Origin of the sequence: Acinetobacter sp. P8-3-8 (assembly GCF_000214135.1) — a bacterium.
In the GTDB taxonomy this organism is placed as follows: Bacteria; Pseudomonadota; Gammaproteobacteria; order Pseudomonadales; family Moraxellaceae; genus Acinetobacter.
In genome coordinates, this window is the sequence record NZ_AFIE01000124.1 from 1 (window position 1) to 1,330 (window position 1,330).

The window sequence follows — 1,330 nt, forward strand, 5'->3', positions numbered from 1 at the left end:
ATTAGAAAGCATATTCATTGTTGTGACTCCTTGACTTCCGAAACAGGCAATCCCAAAGCCACATTCAGCTTATTCACTTGAACAGCAGGTAGGATCGCGATTGTTGGCTTTTCTTCAAACTTTTCTAAAAGTGATTTTGATTCAGGCCATACTTCCCATAGTTTTTTGAATGTGTGAACACTTTCAAGAACTGGGCTAATTTCACGAGACATGGATTTGCGCTGAGATTCCAAGTCATTACAAAGCTCAACAGCTTTTTGAAACTCGATAGCAACTCTCTCATCACCTACATATAGCTTTGCTCTATCACTCCATTTATCGTAGTGACCTTTACCAATTAAGCGGTTTTCAGAACACTGAACAGTATGCGTTTGACCTGAAATTGCTACATAAAATGCCGAGCTTTTAGGTAAGAATCCTTTAGGTAAGCTCTCCATTGCAATGAGATGTGAACCATAAATGTCTTGATAAACTTTTTCACCAGCAATGATTTTTTGCTGTTTAGCATTTTTTTGTTTTGCATCAAATGCATGTGAAAGAATCGTTTCAAGCATTGCTTCACGTAAAGATTTAGTTAAGCGACTCATCATTTCACCCCCATCTTTGCTGTAGCACTTTGATAACCTGAGCAACTAAAAACACCGCCTGCAAGCATTGCTAAAAGAATCAATACAAGGATTGAAGGGATAGCCAAGCCTGAGCTTCTATACTGAACAGTGTTTTCAGCCGTAGGAGGCTGATTTAAATATTGAGTCGTTTGACTTTTAAGATGTGTTTGTTTCATACTTATCTCACTCTTTGAGTAAAAGCACACGGAAGTCGAAGGCCAGTGTGCTTTTTTATTTAAAATTAAAAATCTTTTTGAAATTCTTTGATTAAGCAGATCAAGCATCCACACTTTTCATCCACTGGATCTTCACCAACTTCCGCAGTTTTTACCGCTTCGCCCATTTGCTGATTTAAGCCAGTACCTTCCAAAACGTATTTTTCCATTGCTTGAGCGTGTTCAACTTGACCGCCTGAAAGCTGAAGGAGTTGTAAGCGTAAATTTTGAATTTCCATTTTTGTCTCACTGAGAAGGTTTGTTTGTCTGTGAGATAAAATATACCCACAAGGTAAAATAAAGTAAATACCTGCAAGGTAAAATAATTAAAAATATTTTACTTTTAAGGTAAATTGTTTTTTAATAGACAAAAGAAAACCCTGCATATAGCAGGGCGAGATAGGTCAAACTTAGTTATTACAGGTTATCCTTCATTAACCTTGGTGTTGATTATAAGTTTTAGGTGTTACAGGTAAATGAAAACCCACATAGGGTGGGTTAGATGGA

The 1,330-nt window shown here is 36.9% G+C and carries 3 protein-coding genes; all 3 read right to left on the minus strand.

Annotation, left to right across the window (positions count from 1 at the left end):
• Positions 1–14: 14 nt before the first annotated feature.
• The 3 genes from GGG_RS0118850 to GGG_RS0118860 all read right to left on the minus strand — a co-directional run bounded on the left by GGG_RS0118850 (position 15) and on the right by GGG_RS0118860 (position 1,062).
• Positions 15–587: an Nmad5 family putative nucleotide modification protein gene (locus GGG_RS0118850; RefSeq protein WP_010117927.1), complete on the minus strand. Its 573-nt coding sequence runs from the start codon at positions 585–587 to the stop codon at positions 15–17.
• The gene (locus GGG_RS0118855) at positions 587–784 is read right to left on the minus strand and encodes a hypothetical protein (protein ID WP_010117929.1); all 198 of its coding nucleotides are present in this window, start codon (positions 782–784) and stop codon (positions 587–589) included. Before GGG_RS0118855 ends, GGG_RS0118850 begins: the two co-directional genes overlap by 1 nt.
• A 65-nt stretch (positions 785–849) precedes the next feature.
• Positions 850–1,062: a hypothetical protein gene (locus tag GGG_RS0118860; RefSeq protein WP_010117931.1), complete on the minus strand. Its 213-nt coding sequence runs from the start codon at positions 1,060–1,062 to the stop codon at positions 850–852.
• Positions 1,063–1,330: the final 268 nt, after the last annotated feature.

Coding starts and splice junctions, on each gene's coding strand:
- GGG_RS0118850 (WP_010117927.1), bottom strand. CDS start 587: ATGAGTCGCTTAACTAAATCTTTACGTGAAGCAATGCTTGAAACGATT.
- GGG_RS0118855 (WP_010117929.1), bottom strand. CDS start 784: ATGAAACAAACACATCTTAAAAGTCAAACGACTCAATATTTAAATCAG.
- GGG_RS0118860 (WP_010117931.1), bottom strand. CDS start 1,062: ATGGAAATTCAAAATTTACGCTTACAACTCCTTCAGCTTTCAGGCGGT.